This window comes from Peribacillus sp. YIM B13472 (assembly GCF_042788005.1).
In the GTDB taxonomy this organism is placed as follows: Bacteria; Bacillota; Bacilli; order Bacillales; family DSM-1321; genus Peribacillus; species Peribacillus simplex_E.
In genome coordinates, this window is the sequence record NZ_JBHZPG010000049.1 from 1 (window position 1) to 15,252 (window position 15,252).

The window sequence follows — 15,252 nt, forward strand, 5'->3', positions numbered from 1 at the left end:
AGGAGGCTCCCCGACCGCCCGCGGAAAGCGAGTGCCTGGAGTGGAAATCAACGTCCAAATTGTACAAGCCATAAAAAAAATGTAGACAAACTCGATGAAAATCGAGTTTGTCTACATTCTGAAACGACTCATTTCTGAGTCATTTTTTTTAGGTTCGTTTCAATTCAAGTCTCTGGGCAACCAAAGAAAGACTATAGTTAACAATGAAATACATGAGAGCCACCAGGAACAAAATAGGTATTAAGTAATTTTGACTTTGTCCATATATGATTTGACCATGATGAGTCAGCTCCGGTAAAGAGATGACAACAGCTAAAGAGGTATCCTTTAATAATGAAATGAATTGGCTGACAATAGGAGGAACCATGCGGCGCAGCGCTTGGGGCAGAATAATATGTATCAATGCCTGTGTATAGCTCAAGCCTGATGATCGGGCAGCTTCCATTTGGCCTTTATCAATCGATTTTAGCCCACTTCGAATGACTTCAGAAAGCATGGCAGACTCGAAAATTGTCAAGGCAACAATGGCTGCTGGAATGATTTCAAGTTTAATCCGAACCTCCGGCAAAGCAAAATACGTAAAAAATATTATTAATAACAGCGGTAAATTACGTACCGTTTCTACAATCAAAGCTAATATTTGTGATAACACCGGCACCTTTGCGTACCGGATTATACCTACAAGCCCGCCAATAATGAAACTTAGAATAATGGATATAAAAGCTACCTGGAGCGTTACCCAAAATCCTTCTAATAAAAACTTAAGATTATCTGGTGTATAGGCACCTGCAAAATCCATATCATATACCTCCCTCAATTACTCTTAGCCAGACGTTTTTCCAAATAACCAACGCCAAAACTTAAAGGAATGGTAAGTATTAAGTAAAACGCTGCAACGAAAATGTACACATCAAACACAACAAATGTCCTTGAAGAAATCAAATCCCCGTGGTACATAAGATCGAGTCCTGCAACGACGGCTAAAATGGAAGAATTCTTAACTAGATTGATAAATTGGTTCCCTAAAGGAGGTATGACTATTTTAACGGCCTGTGGCAATATGACGAGCCTCATTGCCTGCCCATATGTCAGACCTGAAGAACGGGCAGCTTCCATTTGACCCTTTGGCACGGAAAGTATGCCCGCTCGAATTGCCTCAGCTATGAAAGAAGAAGTGTAAATGGTCAAGGCCAATGTCCCTGCATATAGACCGCTTAGTTTAAGACCGAGAAAGAAGAAAAAGGTAATGATCAATAACGGTATATTCCGAATGAACTCGACATAGGCGGTACCTAGCCAGTTTAGTGGCTTTATCGGCGCAATCCGCATGATAGCAATAAGCACACCAAGAATCAAACTTGCTACCAACGCGATCAAACTCGACATGATCGTATTTTTAAAGCCTAATAAATACATATCCAGATTATCTGTTAAAATGGAGAAATCAAGCACGGCGTACACTCCTTTAACTAGTAAGGATGAGCAAAAAGGCTCATCCTCACAGACAAATGTTCAAATGTTATTTAAGGTCAGTTTCCCTTATACATTTGCTAAAATGTTTAATGTTTAATCCATTTATCATGGATTTCATCGTACTTGCCTGAATCTTTAAGTGACTTAAGGGCTTTATTCAACTCGTCAACAAAGTCAGCATTTCCTTTTTTCACGGCAATTCCATAAGGCTCTTCCGTAAATGTACCGCCAACAAGTTCATAACTTGGATCTTCATCCGCCATTCCATAAAGGATGGAATCATCCGTGGTCAAGGCATCCCCTTGTCCGGATTTAAGGGCAGCGAACGCTTCGGAATAGTTTTCAAATTCAAGCACTTGTGCTTCAGGAGCTTTTTCACGGATATTGATGGAAGAAGTAGAGCCCTTGACGGCCAATACCTTTTTCCCTTTTAAACTATCAATACCCTTGATATCGCTGCCCTTTTTTACTAACAAAGATTGTCCGGCATCGAAGTAAACATCAGTGAAGTCAACTTCTTTTTTACGATCTTCCGTGATTGTCATGGTCGCTACAATCGCATCGATATCACCATTATTCAATAATGCCATCCTTGTCTTAGAAGTCACTTCTTTAAATTCAACTTTATTCTCATCACCAAGGATTTCTGCTGCAAGAGCTTTGGCGATATCAATATCAAAGCCTTCTACATCTCCAGTACTAGGATTTTTCAATCCGAATAGCCTTGTATCATTTTTCACCCCAAAAACGATCTTATCCTTTTCCTTCACTTGTGCGAGAACATCTTTTTCTTTGTTTTTACCTCCACCCTCTTCAGCTTTGTCTGAATCATTCCCCCCGCCGCATCCAGCTAATAAAATGACAGCCAGTAATGAAAGCAAGGATAATTTAAACCATTTCTTTTTCTTCAACATGAAATTCCCCCCTGTTTTTTATTTAATGATTTAATATACGGCTAAGGAATAAACGAGCCCTCTCTTCACGAGGATTGGCGTAAAACTCAGCCGGTGATGCCTCTTCCAAAACCCTGCCTTCGTCCATGAATACGATTCGATCCGCTACTTCACGGGCAAATCCCATTTCGTGCGTGACCACCACCATCGTCATTCCTTCATGGGCAAGTGCTTTCATTACATCCAGTACCTCGCCAATCATTTCTGGATCCAAGGCTGAGGTAGGTTCATCAAATAGCATGATTTCGGGCCCCATTGCCAAACCTCTGGCAATCGCTACCCGTTGTTGCTGTCCACCTGAAAGCTGGGAAGGAAATGAATTCGCTTTATCTCCAATCCCCACTTTGTCCAAATACTTTAGTGCAATCTTTTTCGCTTCCTCTTCGGATTGGCCTAAAACCTTCCTGGGGGCAAGCATGATATTCTCGAGCACGGTTTTATGAGGATACAAGTAAAAATGCTGGAAAACCATACCGATATTCCGACGGAGTTTGTTTATGTCCGTTTTTTTATCCGCTACATTTGAACCATTTATGGAAAGGGAACCTTCCGAAATGGTCTCTAGTCGATTAATGCATCGAAGCAGTGTACTTTTCCCTGATCCGGACGGTCCGATGACCACTACCACTTCCCCCTTCTTAATTGTAAGGTTAATCTCTTTCAATACATGGAAATCGCCATAAAACTTATTCACTCGGTCAAAAACTATCATAATTAGCCCCCCGCCCATAATCAATCTTCCAAAACTGAAAATTTATAATAATCAGAATTTTAAAAGCGTAATATAGCATTCTCTTAACTCGAATCAAATTTTATGTATAATCATTACTTCCAATATTATTTCCCATTATTTCGAGAGTGATAGTGAAACGATCATTTTTATTGTTATTTTAAACTAGTAATTTAAATAATATATTCAATATTCACACTTTTTATTATATAAAATTTTTCTTAAAATTACCATATAAACTTTAAATTGTTAAAAACGATATCATATTTCATGATATTATTGCTATATTTTACAAAATTGGTAAGTATGAACTCTTATCTCCGAATCATTCCCTCTTTTTGTAAAAAACCATTTATTTCCCGTAAGCACAACGATCTTTTATAAATTAGCACGAAAAAAAGACAGCAATTGCTGTCTTTTTCATCATCCCTTTAACGCATCTTCAAATGGCGCTGAATATAAACCTCTTGGCGCCAGCATATCCGTATCCGATTTACAGATTTCCCCACCTAGAGTATATGGACCTGCTGGAAAATAATCAAACATTTCACTTTCCTTATGTATGATCAAGAAATAATCGAATAAATCATCCATAAGCTCCTGATGTTCATCCATTTTCATGATTTCGCCACATTCATCAATTTCAAAGTTTTCATTAATCGCATCTTGAAGTTCCTCGTTATTTGAATACGCGATATAAAAATCGACATCCCCGCACTCCATGCATAGCAAGAGTTTTTCTTCTAGTGCTTCTTCATAGGTTTTCCGAACGATTTCCTTTAAAATGACATCAATCTTTCCAGCATTAATCAGTTTAATTTTAGTCTGGAACACAAAACCCCTCCAATCAAATACAGCATTAAAAAAAGTAAACGCCAGTTAAAAAAGCTCACCCTTTAATATAAATGAATTGTTGAAGATCTTTTCCCAATCAACATATAAATCCAAGTCCCTAAGTTCGTTTACTAACCGACATGGGAACCTAGCCCAAGATTTGGTCATCAAGGGCAATACATGCAATCAGTCCGGATCCCGTTTTTGAATTAGATAGGAATCCTCCGCTTCTTGCATATAATAAGTTTGCCCATATAATTAGAATCATAATCTTCTATAATACAATGAAAAAGATGATTGGAAGCGTAATCAGGCTTAATGATGTACTTATGAAAGTAGCACTTGATACGAATTCAGGCTCCGTATTGAATTGGAGCGCATACATCGTAGTGTTGGCCGCCGTTGGCATGGCAGCTACGATGATCATGATATGCCTGACCATTTCACCCACTGGTAAGGCAAGTGATAACAGGAAGGCAATGGCTGGTGAAACGGCAAGTTTAAGAAGCAGCGAAACTGATAGCTTTCGATAGGCAATCTTTTTCAGGGAAATGTTAGCCAGCTGCATTCCCAGTGTAATCATGATTGTTGGAATCGCTGCATTTGCAACAAGGTTAATAGCTTCCATAACCGAATTGCTTAAAGGTATGTTCACTAACTGAAATACTGTACCCGCAATGGCTCCATAAACAATTGGCATCCGACATACTGCTCTAATCGCTGTTTGAACTCCGTTACCTTCCGGGCTGCCCTTTGCTGCGAAATAAATGCCTATCGTGCACATCACTAACTGCTGTCCCACCATAAGGATGATTGCATAATCGAGTCCTGCGGCTCCGAATAACAGGAAAATGACGGGTGTTCCGTAATTCCCGTTATTCATGAATGCCGATGCCAATATCATGCCGCTTGTTTCAGTGACTGTATAATTGCGGAAAAAAGATATGATGCAGACTACCAGAATGAGAGAAAGACAAAGTACTATCGTGAATAAGAATAGGTAAAAATAATTAATCGTAAATTCTGCGGAATAAAAGGTTCGGAATACAAGAAAAGGTGACATTAAATATAATGCCATCGTGGAAATCGATTTTGTATCAAGTTTAAACTTTTTCTGACCGATGAAACCTAAAACAAATATACCGAATATTGGTAAAAGAACTCCCAAAAACCCCATGCATATCACCTTCATAATTCTAATGATTTTCTTCTAACAATATCAGTTTTATAATTATTTGTAAAAATTCTTTTAAACCACTTTTGATAGCACGTCATATATTCTAACGTAAATTAATTTTCTTTATTTTCAGAAAATAATACTTCATTTCCCAATGCATATGGTATATTGTTTATTATATTTACGTTAAAAAACGTAACATCAACACTTTTTGGGTTATTAATATATGAAGGGGTGTTTTTGAGTGGATGTAAAATACATGGAGATGGCTGTTCGGCTTGCATATGAAAATGTTGTGGCAAAGAACGGGGGACCTTTTGGTGCTATAATCGTTAAAGATGGCAAAGTCGTAGGCAGAGGATGTAATAATGTGACAACAGCCAACGATCCTACAGCTCACGCCGAAGTACAGGCGATTCGTGATGCATGCAGGAATCTCGACAGCTTCCAGCTTACAGATTGTGAAATTTACACTAGCTGCGAACCTTGCCCCATGTGCATCGGCGCTATATATTGGGCACGTCCAAAAGCCATTTATTACGCATGCACCAAAGAAGACGCTGCACTTATTGGCTTTGATGATCACTTTATATACCAGGAACTTGCCCTGCCAATGGAAAAACGCACGATAAAAATGGAACAACTGTCTTTTAATGACCACGAATTACCATTCCGAACATGGGAAACCAGTACTGAAAAAGTGAAATATTAACCGGTTATATTTTTGCCAAAGGGGTTACGCATATGAAAAAAAACTTACTTAAAAGGAGAATAGACGTCGCTGCAGGGAGAACGCCTGCGGATTGCGTCATTAAGAACGGGCAAATCATAGATGTTTTCAATGGTGATATCTATACAGGCGACATTGCTATCGTCGATGGTTTTTTTGCTGGAATTGGGCTTTTTGAGGGTATTTCAGAAATCGATGCAGCAGGAAAATTCGTATGCCCTACATTCATTGATGGCCATGTCCATATTGAATCTTCGATGGTAAGGCCATCGGAACTCGCAAAAATCCTCCTTTTACATGGTGTGACCAGCATTATTGCAGACCCTCATGAAATTGCCAATGTTTCTGGCAAAATGGGCATGGAATATATGATTGATCAATCCGACCAACTTCCTTTTGACTTTTACTTCATGATGCCGTCTTGTGTACCTGCAACGGGTTTTGAACATTCTGGTGCTGTCTTAAGAAGTGAAGATTTAATTCCGTTTTATCAAAACCCGAGAGTGCTCGGTTTAGCCGAAGTCATGAATTTCCCGGCCGTTTCACATACGGAGGAGGATATGCTGCAAAAAATATACGATGCCAATAGACTAGGCAAAAGCATCGATGGCCATGCAGCAGGATTATCCGAACAACAGCTCGATGTTTATATGTGTGCAGGCATTAAAACGGATCATGAATGCACTACAGCGGAGGAGGCAAAAGAAAGACTGCGTAAAGGAATGTATCTTATGATCAGGGAAGGCACCGTTGCCAAAGACTTAAAAAACCTGATTCCAGTTATTAATGAGAAGAACTCCCGCCGTTGTTTATTCGTCACCGATGACCGGCACCTTGACGATATTGTATCCGAGGGGAGTATCGATCACAACGTGCGACTTTCCATAAAAACAGGTGTCCCGCCAATTACCGCCATTCAAATGGCGACTATTAATGCAGCAGAATGTTTTGGCTTAAAGGAAACTGGTGCCATAGCACCTGGATACAAGGCAGACTTCCTTATATTGGATGATCTTGATTCAGTCATCATCCACTCGGTCTTTAAAGAGGGAAAGCTTATCGTTCAAAATAATCGTTTACTTAACTTTCCACCTGAAAAGGAACAGGTCATTGACGACGGGTTGAAGCACTCCGTTCAATTTCATGAAATAACGGAATGTGATTTGGCGATATCTTTTAAAAATAAGTTCGCTAATATTATTGAGATAACTCCAAACAGCTTGATTACAAAGCACTCGATTGAACCGGTTACACTTAATCAGGATGGGCTATTCCGGTTCTCCGAACATGTTGATCATATAAAACTTGCTGTAATTGAACGGCATCATATGACCAAACAAGTAGGTCTAGGAATCGTCAAAGGGCTCGGTTTGAATTCAGGCGCAATTGCCACGACAGTAGCCCATGATTCACATAATTTGATTATTGCCGGGACGAATGATCAAGATATGCTTATGGCAGCAAATGAAATCAAAAAAATGCAGGGGGGATTGGCCGTAATCCAAAATGGGGAAATACTCGCTTCCCTTCCCCTTCCGATAGCTGGATTGATGAGCGAATGGAGTTATATGGATGTAGTCCGTTCATTGAAAAAAATCGATGGAGCCCTATTGAAACTGGGTGCAAACAGGCATTTCAACCCTTTCCTTACACTTGCATTCTTGGCGTTGCCTGTCATCCCTGAAATTAAACTGACGGATCAGGGTTTATTTTCAGTTTCTGAGTTTAGGCATATTCCTATCGAAGCATCAAAGCCAGTCGATAAAATTTGACCCCCTAGTCGGGGTTTTTTTTCTTCTCACCCAAGTAATTTCTAAAATTCAGGTTCCAACTCGACTTAAACCGGGAAAAGGATATAATGGGTATCATCTATGTTAAAATAAAATTAAACACAAATCTTTCTTGGAGGGGATATATATGGCAATACATGATCAACAAACCTTAATTGGATACATAGGCACTTACACAAAAGGAAACAGCAAAGGTATTTACCGCTTCACTTTAGATACAGCAGAAGGAAAACTCAGTACACCGGTTCTTGCAGCAGAATTAACCGATCCGACTTATGTCGCCATCAGCCAGGACAAAAAGATTCTCTACGCCATTTTAAAAGAAGCGGGCAGCGGTGGAGTTTCAGCCTATTCGATTAATGAAGAATCAGGTGAGCTTACCTTCTTGGGCAAACAACTGACACCAAATGGCTCTTCCTGCCATATAAGTGTCGACAGCAAGAAACAGGTCTTGGTCACTACCAGTTATGGAGAAGGCGTGATTGAATCATATCCGCTTCATGACGATGCGACCCCTTTGCCCGTATCATCCACTGTTCAGCATGAGGGCCAAGGACCGAATGAAGAACGTCAAGAAAAAGCGCACACTCACTTTGCCGGGTTCACACCGGATGAAAGGTTCATTGCTGCAGTAGACCTCGGAATAGATAAGGTAATAACCTATAAAATAGATAATGGGGTTTTGGAAGAAGTAAACAGCTTATCTGTTGCTCCCGGCAGCGGACCACGGCATTTGACCTTCCACCCAAACGGGAAATTTGCGTATGTTATGGCAGAACTTGTACCAGAAGTCATTGTTTTGAGCTTCGATAGTCAAACCGGAAGCTTTTCTGAATTACAAACGGTTCGATCCGTCCCAGAAGATTTCAAGGAAAATAACCAAGGAAGCGCCATTCATATTTCTGATGATGGGCAATTCATATATGCCGCAAACCGCGGACATGATAGTATTGCCGTTTACCAAATCAATCAAGAAACAGGCAAACTGGCATTCGTGGAACTGGTTTCTACCGAAGGGCATTGGCCACGTGATTTTTCATTGGATCCTAGCGGAAAATTCCTGATCGCTTCTAATGAACAATCAGGAAACCTGACACTATATGCCCGGAATGAACATGACGGAAAGTTAACATTACTGCAAAAAGATGTTCAAGTTCCCTTCCCTGTTTGCGTAAAATTCTTATAATCGATAAAAAAAGGATTGAAGCTTGTACTACAGCTCCAATCCTTTTTTTAATCTTCTTTAATTCCATTTCTCCGCCATTTCGGGAAAATCTATATATGGGTTACGATTACCCTGCATTTCATGTATAGCCTGGTTTCTATGTTTTTCATAAGTGCTGACCGGAAAAAGACGATGCCATTCCATAATCAGCGCCAGGTCAATATTGCCGCTATCGATGATTCCCTCATATCTGAGTAAAAAGTATAAAGTAGCCCTCGCCACGATGCCTTTTCCGTATTCAGGTTCAAATTTACCTTCCTCGGATTTCCCGCAACCCGCTTTTATACCGGCAGCCGATTTCTCAGGGATATAATCCTTAAAATCATGGTATGGATAGTTACTCCGGCTACTGTTACAAGTTGGTTCACAGGCGAACAGATGATGCAAATCCCCCCTCATCGGTTCTTTTTTATCGAACCATGATTGAGGTACGACATGTTCACAATTAACGAGAATGTTCTCCGTATTTGTTGATTCTACGCCTCTTGACACCACTTCCAGTATACGGATATCTTCCTCAATTACTCGGACTGGGTCCATCCCTTTACCGGAATACAGACTTTTCAACTGGCCATTTTCCTGTAAGTCCACCCAAGGGTAAACATGACGATGTGGTGAGTAGTTCAGCTGGTTTTTATGGGTTGCCACAAGTAGGTCCTTCAATCCTTCCCGGTCCAAGGAACCATCTTTATAGTATGCTAGCTTAAGTTCCTGATCTTTGTTTTCATCATAGTATTCGCGGTTTTCATTGAAGTTCACAAGTGCAGCCATTGCCATTTCCCGTTCTTTTTCAAGCACTTCAAAACTATACTTCATCCACTCATCCCCCCGCTTCTATTAAAACCTAACTTTTACCATAATTTAAGTTTAATAGAAATCCATCGAAAAAAAAAGGTGCTTTAGAAGGGTCTAACGAAGAATTTCAATAAAATGGGTAAGGATTTTCGCCGTCATTCCCCAGATTACCCGATCATTATATAAGTAAAAATATTCTTCCATCTGTTTTGGCTGCCATTTATAATTCTCCCCGCCAACGACTAAATCATGTGGGAAATTGTCATGCGGTTCCACCTTATATTTGACATGATAAATCTCTGGCGGTTTTTCCATGAAAAAGGATAGCGGGACCGTAAAAACGGTTTCTACCTCAGCTGGATTAGGTATTATCCGTTGATGGTTACGAACAAATCCTGCATATGGATAGACAATCATCCCAAATGGAGATACCAAATAATCGATCGGAAAGACATTATCGATATCTTCTTTTCTCAAATTAAGTTCCTCATATGTTTCCCTTAGGGCAGCCGCCTGTTCATCATGGTCCAGCTTGTCTATTTTCCCGCCCGGAAAACATATATCCCCCGGCTGCCTTCTCAGTTTGTGTGAACGCTCTTCGAAAAGAACATGAATTCCATCTTTTTTCTCTATAAGCGGTACCAATACAGCATACTTAGAAAAATTCCCACTTCCTAAAATTTCTGGGATATGTAATGTTAATTTTTTTGTTATATCTTCATTATTCATGCCCCTCACCTCTTCTGCCGGATAGTATTGATTTTCTGTCACTCCTTATCATTCCATTTTCGAACATCCGCTATAACTAAGCAAGGAAAACGATTCCAAAACGTCCCCTTAGTTCGCAATAGAATCCTTTTCCGCTTATTCTTCCTAGATCATAGATAAAAGCACCGTTCAAAGTTCTGAACGGTGCTAAAACTAAACGCAGCAGTCTCATTTAAAAAGCAAAGTATGGATGCGATCCTTCTTAAATAAATAGTGAGTATCAACAGGGGCATACAGAAACTTGATTAAATGCTGAATTTTCAGTTTTTTGCCATCACCTTATTTTCATAGTTCAGCTAGCGTCCGCTTTACCGTCGTTATGATGAATGAAAAATCCTCTTCAGTTATACTAAGTGGGGGAGCAAGGGTCAGGACGTTATTGAAACCTGCTACTGTATCACCATTTTTACCTATGATCAGCCCCTTTTCTTTGCATGATGCAATCACTTTATTGATTTTGGAAAGTTCAATCGGTTGTTTTGTCAGTTTATCTTCCACTAGTTCAATGCCTACCAATAAACCTTTCCCACGTACATCCCCAACATTGGGATGAGATTTGATTTCTTCAAATTCTTGCAGAAAGCGTAGCCCTAACTCCTTAGACCGTTCTATAAGTTTTTCATTTTCATATATTTCAATATTCTTCAAAGCAAGGGCACAAGCAGCCGGATTGCCGCCAAAAGTATTTACATGTCGAAAGCGGTCATAAACATCTGAGCCAATATACGCTTCATAAATTTCACGTTTGACTGCTGTAGCGGATAATGGCAGGTAAGCGCTCGTGATTCCTTTAGCCATTGTTACGATGTCTGGTTTTACATCATAGTTCATAAATCCGAATTTCTTACCAGTACGGCCAAACCCGCAAATGACCTCATCCGAAATGAGAAGGACACCATTTTTCTCACAAATTTCCTTGACACGTTTCATATAACCATCAGGCGGCATCAAAATTCCGCCCCCAGTGATGATTGGTTCCATGATGACCGCAGCCACCGTTTCGCTCAACTCCCATGTAATGGTACGTTCAATTTCCGCTGCACTTTTTTCACCGCTTTCATCCTCTGGATTTCGGTAAGAATCTGGCGGTGATACATGAAGAAATCCTGGGGCGAGTGGTTCATATTTATATTTTCGCTGCGCCTGCCCGGTAGCTGACAAGGCCCCCATTGAATTACCATGATAGCCGCGATAACGGGAAATGAATTTATAACGTCCATGTTCACCTTTTTGCTGATGATACTGCCGCGCAATTTTAAAAGCAGTCTCATTCGCTTCCGAACCGCTGTTAGAGAAGAAAATCACATAATCCCCACCAAGCCATTCATTTAATTTCTCTGCTAGCTTAATGGCCGGGATGTGGCTATTCGTTAAAGGGGCATAAGGAAGTTCCTTCAGCTGCTCGTAAGCTGCTTCAGCCAGTTCCGTGCGGCCATAACCAACGTTGACACACCATAAACCTGACATCCCATCCAGGAAACGATTCCCATCAACATCCATTATCCAGGCTCCTTGCCCGTTTTTAATCACCATTGCTTCAGGGCTGGATTCAGCCCCTTTCATATGATGCCATACATATTTACCATCCATCGCTTTAAGATCCTGACCCTGTTTTTCAACCTGCATAAGCTATACTCCTCCTAAAATAATGTATAAATGAAGGCCGACCACAACTTGTGTCGACCCTCACTTTCCTATCAGTATCTTGCCGTCAACATTTTCTTTCTAGTGTAAAATTCAACGCCGTCTTTCCCATTGGCATGAAGGTCTCCATAAAATGAACTTTTATATCCGGAGAATGGAAAGAATGCCATTGGCGCTGGTACCCCGAGGTTAATACCAAGCATCCCTGCATCAATTTCTTCGCGAAATTCCCGGATGGCTTTTGCACTATCCGTATAGAGGCAGGCACCATTGGCAAATTCGGATTGATTGGTCAATTCGATTGCTTCTTCAAGGGTATTAACCCGAACGATGGATAAGACAGGGGCAAAAATTTCATCCTTCCATATTTGCATATTTGTTTTCACATGATCAAATAAAGTCGGTCCGACGTAATAGCCATTTTCCTGATCGCCTTCATTCCTGCCATCCCGAAGGAGGACAGCTCCTTCTTTTTCCCCGATTTCAATATATTGTTCAGTTCTCTTTTTATGTGTATCACGGATCACTGGTCCAAGGAAAACGTCCTTATCCATTCCATTTCCAATCTTGATATCATCTGCTGCTGCCTTTAATCTCTCAACGAGCGAATCTCCCACTTTTCCCACAGCAACAACCACTGACGCAGCCATGCAGCGCTCGCCTGCAGATCCGAAAGCGGCATTCGTTATGTTCGTTACCGCATTATCCAAATCTGCATCAGGCATGACGATTGAATGATTTTTCGCTCCTGATAAAGCCTGGACACGTTTTTTATTTGCAGCTGCCGTTTTGTATACATACTCTGCGACAGGCTGGGATCCCACAAATGATACCGCTTTAATGTCTTCATGTTCCAAAATCCCATTCACGACATCGTGGGCACCATGGACGATATTGACAACACCATCCGGAACACCGGCTTCTGTTAATAATTCCACAAGACGGTTGGCTAGAAGCGGTGTCCGTTCTGAAGGTTTTAAGATAAACGTATTTCCACAAGCTATTGCCAGCGGGAACATCCAACATGGCACCATCATCGGGAAATTAAACGGCGTAATCCCGGCAACGACACCCATTGGATACCGATACATGCCGGATTCAATGCCTGGGGAAATATCAGGTAGCTGACTGCCCATCATCAAGGTAGGCGCACCTGCTGCGAACTCCACGCATTCAATCCCACGCTGAACCTCACCATATGCTTCTGTATAGCTTTTTCCGTTTTCGATAGTGACCAGCTTTGCAAGCTCATCCCAATGTTCTATCAATAATTGCTGATAACGGAATAAGAAGCGAGCTCTTTTTGGAACGGCCACCTTTTTCCATTCTTTATAAGCCTTTTTAGCAACCTGCACCGCTTGGTTTACATCTTCCTTTGTTGAAAGGGGTACGATTGCCAATGCTTCTCCTGTTGCCGGATTAGGCACTTGTTCATGTTTCGAAGTAGTGGAATCCACCCATTTGCCACCGATATAATTTTTCAACGTTTCTACATCATTGATAACTGCCATTAATTAAACCCTCCATTTCAACACGATTTCATAGTTTCATTATATTTTTCAAATCGACTTTTTACATTAGACGTTTTGTATAGTTTTTGATTCAATATTTGCACATATTGTTTGTTTTTGATTTTCCCATATTCATAATAATCATGAACAGAAATTCAGGCTTTCAAAGCCGATGTATATTTCCTTATAATTTTCTCTTTGATCAGCAGATTTCACAGCCATCATTTTATTATGGAATATAGCTTTAGGTCTTGATGTTTTCCCTTGACAAACATTCCTTTTCTTATGATTCCCTCGAAAGACATACCAGCCTTTTGCATGACTCGCTCTGAACCCAAATTTTCAACGAAGCACCGTGCTTGTATTCGAACTAGGTTCATATTTTCGAAGCCAAAGTCGATTATTTTCTGGGCTGCCTCGGTCATTAAGCCACTCCCCCAATATTCGGGTGCAAGCACATACCCGATTTCTGCACTATGATGATCAACCTGCCATGAAACAAAATCAATCGTACCAATCAACTTACCACTTTCCTTGTGTTCTATGCCCCATGGAGAGATTTTCTTATCCTCATAATTTTGTAGGATAAGTCGGATAAAATCTTTTGTATCACATAGGGAACGATGAGCTTCCCATGTGACGTAACGGGAAACTTCACTGTTGGATGCATAAGCGAACATGTCTTCGGCATCATTCATGGTGACTTTTCTCATAACCAAGCGTTTTGATTCCATAGTAGGCAGCTGTCCATATAGGTCCTTCATGTTCATAAATACACCCCATTCCATTGATTAATAGTATTATAGCAAGATTGTTAAGCAATCGCTTTCCCGATTGAAATATTATCGAAATTTACGAATAATTCAGAAAAAAACGATGCCGGGGGGAGAAAACTCATAATAAGCAAAAATTCGAATGAGTTCTTTTCCGGAAATATGGAAGGATCATATAACCGATGCAGAAGTGATCGCAGGCTGGAAAGCGGAAATGTCTGTATCGATTGATGTTAGCGATGTAAAATGGATCCTGACATGCAGCGCCGGAGTGAATGCATTACCCCTGGCAAACGGCGTTCATGCTTATCTCATTTCAGAAACGATTTTCGGGTTAATGCTTGCCTTAACAAAGTAGATAAATATGGTAATCAACAGCAGGCAAAGACTTGGCATCACGCACATATGAAGCAGGAAATTCATGAAAAGACCATCGGATCATCGGTGTCGGAAAAATCGGAAAGAAAACAAATTGCCAAGTCTTTTGGGATGACCGTTTTAGGAATGCGTCATTCCGGTAAATCAGAAGAATTTGTAGATGAGATGTTCACACAAAAACAATGGAATGATCTTCTTCCTAGGTGTGATTATATTGTCGTGATATTACCATTTACCCCAGAAATGCGGAATATGTTCGGGAAAATAGAATTCAAGTTAATCAAGCTCACCGCTTTTTTCATTAATATAGGAAGGCGTAATCGCGTCATTCAAAACGAATTGGTTCACGTGCTTATGGACAAAGATATTGCGGTTGCTGGACGTTGATGTGTTTGAAACGGAGCCACTTCCTTGAGAATAGCCCATTATGGGGGGGGAACAATGTAATCATCACACCGCACACATCCGGAA

The 15,252-nt window shown here is 40.6% G+C and carries 16 protein-coding genes; 5 read left to right on the top strand and 11 right to left on the bottom strand.

All coding sequences use genetic code 11. The features are described from left to right. Positions 1-148: 148 nt before the first annotated feature. From ACFX4I_RS24295 to ACFX4I_RS24320, 6 genes are all read right to left on the bottom strand, one after another. Positions 149-799, bottom strand: coding sequence for an amino acid ABC transporter permease (locus ACFX4I_RS24295; protein ID WP_377423621.1), 651 nt, complete (start codon positions 797-799; stop codon positions 149-151). A 14-nt stretch (positions 800-813) separates the two neighbouring features. Beyond that, positions 814-1,452: an amino acid ABC transporter permease gene (locus ACFX4I_RS24300; protein WP_230303540.1), complete on the bottom strand. Its 639-nt coding sequence runs from the start codon at positions 1,450-1,452 to the stop codon at positions 814-816. A 107-nt stretch (positions 1,453-1,559) separates the two neighbouring features. Continuing rightward, complete coding sequence (locus ACFX4I_RS24305; RefSeq protein WP_230303541.1) at positions 1,560-2,387, bottom strand: transporter substrate-binding domain-containing protein; 828 nt, start codon at positions 2,385-2,387, stop codon at positions 1,560-1,562. Between the two features lie 22 nt (positions 2,388-2,409). Further along, the gene (locus tag ACFX4I_RS24310) at positions 2,410-3,138 is read right to left on the bottom strand and encodes an amino acid ABC transporter ATP-binding protein (RefSeq protein ID WP_230303542.1); all 729 of its coding nucleotides are present in this window, start codon (positions 3,136-3,138) and stop codon (positions 2,410-2,412) included. Between the two features lie 441 nt (positions 3,139-3,579). Further along, entirely contained in the window at positions 3,580-3,990 is a 411-nt protein-coding gene (locus tag ACFX4I_RS24315; protein ID WP_230303543.1) for a hypothetical protein, read from the bottom strand. A 274-nt stretch (positions 3,991-4,264) separates the two neighbouring features. Further along, positions 4,265-5,167, bottom strand: a complete 903-nt coding sequence (locus ACFX4I_RS24320) for an AEC family transporter (protein WP_283931750.1) — start codon at positions 5,165-5,167, stop codon at positions 4,265-4,267. A gap of 259 nt (positions 5,168-5,426) precedes the next feature. Between ACFX4I_RS24320 and ACFX4I_RS24325 the strand changes: the two genes are divergently transcribed. The 3 genes from ACFX4I_RS24325 to ACFX4I_RS24335 all read left to right on the top strand — a co-directional run bounded on the left by ACFX4I_RS24325 (position 5,427) and on the right by ACFX4I_RS24335 (position 8,873). Further along, a complete protein-coding gene (locus tag ACFX4I_RS24325) occupies positions 5,427-5,879 on the top strand; it encodes a nucleoside deaminase (RefSeq protein WP_230303553.1) in 453 nt (150 codons plus the stop codon). Between the two features lie 32 nt (positions 5,880-5,911). Beyond that, positions 5,912-7,669: an adenine deaminase gene (gene ade / locus ACFX4I_RS24330; protein WP_230303545.1), complete on the top strand. Its 1,758-nt coding sequence runs from the start codon at positions 5,912-5,914 to the stop codon at positions 7,667-7,669. Positions 7,670-7,814: 145 nt separating this feature from the next. Next, positions 7,815-8,873 (top strand): lactonase family protein, encoded by a 1,059-nt coding sequence (locus ACFX4I_RS24335; protein ID WP_230303546.1) that lies wholly within the window; start codon positions 7,815-7,817, stop codon positions 8,871-8,873. A 57-nt stretch (positions 8,874-8,930) separates the two neighbouring features. Here the strand turns inward: ACFX4I_RS24335 and ACFX4I_RS24340 are convergent, their stop codons facing one another. From ACFX4I_RS24340 to ACFX4I_RS24360, 5 genes are all read right to left on the bottom strand, one after another. After that, the gene (locus tag ACFX4I_RS24340; protein ID WP_230303547.1) at positions 8,931-9,728 is read right to left on the bottom strand and encodes an endonuclease I family protein; all 798 of its coding nucleotides are present in this window, start codon (positions 9,726-9,728) and stop codon (positions 8,931-8,933) included. A 93-nt stretch (positions 9,729-9,821) separates the two neighbouring features. Further along, positions 9,822-10,436, bottom strand: a complete 615-nt coding sequence (locus ACFX4I_RS24345) for an NUDIX hydrolase (protein WP_230303548.1) — start codon at positions 10,434-10,436, stop codon at positions 9,822-9,824. A 324-nt stretch (positions 10,437-10,760) separates the two neighbouring features. Further along, positions 10,761-12,101: an aspartate aminotransferase family protein gene (locus ACFX4I_RS24350; RefSeq protein ID WP_377423625.1), complete on the bottom strand. Its 1,341-nt coding sequence runs from the start codon at positions 12,099-12,101 to the stop codon at positions 10,761-10,763. Positions 12,102-12,172: 71 nt separating this feature from the next. Next, on the bottom strand, positions 12,173-13,630 hold the full coding sequence (locus tag ACFX4I_RS24355; protein WP_283931753.1) for a CoA-acylating methylmalonate-semialdehyde dehydrogenase: 1,458 nt from the start codon (positions 13,628-13,630) through the stop codon (positions 12,173-12,175). A gap of 221 nt (positions 13,631-13,851) precedes the next feature. Beyond that, positions 13,852-14,400 (bottom strand): GNAT family N-acetyltransferase, encoded by a 549-nt coding sequence (locus ACFX4I_RS24360; protein ID WP_377423629.1) that lies wholly within the window; start codon positions 14,398-14,400, stop codon positions 13,852-13,854. 145 nt (positions 14,401-14,545) lie between these two features. Here ACFX4I_RS24360 and ACFX4I_RS24365 point away from each other — a divergent pair, with 145 nt between their 5' ends. Together ACFX4I_RS24365 and ACFX4I_RS24370 are read left to right on the top strand one after the other, a co-directional pair. Continuing rightward, positions 14,546-14,761: a hypothetical protein gene (locus tag ACFX4I_RS24365; RefSeq protein WP_377423648.1), complete on the top strand. Its 216-nt coding sequence runs from the start codon at positions 14,546-14,548 to the stop codon at positions 14,759-14,761. Further along, positions 14,662-15,168, top strand: a complete 507-nt coding sequence (locus ACFX4I_RS24370; RefSeq protein ID WP_377423631.1) for an NAD(P)-dependent oxidoreductase — start codon at positions 14,662-14,664, stop codon at positions 15,166-15,168. The genes ACFX4I_RS24365 and ACFX4I_RS24370 overlap by 100 nt, the downstream gene beginning before the upstream one ends. The last annotated feature ends 84 nt before the right edge of the window (positions 15,169-15,252 follow it).

Coding starts and splice junctions, on each gene's coding strand:
- ACFX4I_RS24365 (WP_377423648.1), top strand. CDS start 14,546: ATGAGTTCTTTTCCGGAAATATGGAAGGATCATATAACCGATGCAGAA.
- ACFX4I_RS24295 (WP_377423621.1), bottom strand. CDS start 799: ATGGATTTTGCAGGTGCCTATACACCAGATAATCTTAAGTTTTTATTA.
- ACFX4I_RS24310 (WP_230303542.1), bottom strand. CDS start 3,138: ATGATAGTTTTTGACCGAGTGAATAAGTTTTATGGCGATTTCCATGTA.
- ACFX4I_RS24340 (WP_230303547.1), bottom strand. CDS start 9,728: ATGAAGTATAGTTTTGAAGTGCTTGAAAAAGAACGGGAAATGGCAATG.
- ACFX4I_RS24355 (WP_283931753.1), bottom strand. CDS start 13,630: ATGGCAGTTATCAATGATGTAGAAACGTTGAAAAATTATATCGGTGGC.
- ACFX4I_RS24335 (WP_230303546.1), top strand. CDS start 7,815: ATGGCAATACATGATCAACAAACCTTAATTGGATACATAGGCACTTAC.
- ACFX4I_RS24325 (WP_230303553.1), top strand. CDS start 5,427: ATGGAGATGGCTGTTCGGCTTGCATATGAAAATGTTGTGGCAAAGAAC.
- ACFX4I_RS24320 (WP_283931750.1), bottom strand. CDS start 5,167: ATGGGGTTTTTGGGAGTTCTTTTACCAATATTCGGTATATTTGTTTTA.
- ACFX4I_RS24305 (WP_230303541.1), bottom strand. CDS start 2,387: ATGTTGAAGAAAAAGAAATGGTTTAAATTATCCTTGCTTTCATTACTG.
- ACFX4I_RS24360 (WP_377423629.1), bottom strand. CDS start 14,400: ATGAACATGAAGGACCTATATGGACAGCTGCCTACTATGGAATCAAAA.
- ade (WP_230303545.1), top strand. CDS start 5,912: ATGAAAAAAAACTTACTTAAAAGGAGAATAGACGTCGCTGCAGGGAGA.
- ACFX4I_RS24345 (WP_230303548.1), bottom strand. CDS start 10,436: ATGAATAATGAAGATATAACAAAAAAATTAACATTACATATCCCAGAA.
- ACFX4I_RS24370 (WP_377423631.1), top strand. CDS start 14,662: ATGCAGCGCCGGAGTGAATGCATTACCCCTGGCAAACGGCGTTCATGC.
- ACFX4I_RS24350 (WP_377423625.1), bottom strand. CDS start 12,101: ATGCAGGTTGAAAAACAGGGTCAGGATCTTAAAGCGATGGATGGTAAA.